Origin of the sequence: Vibrio sp. 10N.222.46.A1 (genome assembly GCF_041473595.1) — a bacterium.
Classification (GTDB): domain Bacteria; phylum Pseudomonadota; class Gammaproteobacteria; order Enterobacterales; family Vibrionaceae; genus Vibrio; species Vibrio tasmaniensis_A.
Map to the genome: position 1 here is coordinate 1 of NZ_JBFRSN010001425.1, position 374 is coordinate 374.

The window sequence follows — 374 nt, forward strand, 5'->3', positions numbered from 1 at the left end:
AATCTATCGTGGTAAGCGTCTAGTAAACTGGGATCCTAAACTGCACACTGCAATTTCTGATCTTGAAGTTGAAAACAAAGACAAAAAAGGTTTCATGTGGCACTTCCGCTACCCACTAGCGAATGGTGTTAAAACCGCTGATGGCAAAGACTACATTGTCGTTGCGACTACACGTCCTGAAACCATGCTTGGTGATACAGGCGTTGCAGTTAACCCTGAAGATCCTCGCTACAAAGATCTTATCGGCAAAGAAATCCTGCTTCCTATCGTAAATCGTCTTATCCCTATCGTAGGTGATGAGCACGCTGACATGGATAAAGGCACGGGTTGTGTGAAAATCACGCCAGCTCATGACTTTAACGATTACGAAGTGG

At 44.7% G+C, this 374-nt stretch carries 1 protein-coding gene; it reads left to right on the forward strand.

Annotated features, from left to right (window positions below):
- On the forward strand, positions 1–374 hold a 374-nt coding region (locus tag AB4496_RS27070; protein ID WP_372133016.1), incomplete at both ends, for a class I tRNA ligase family protein.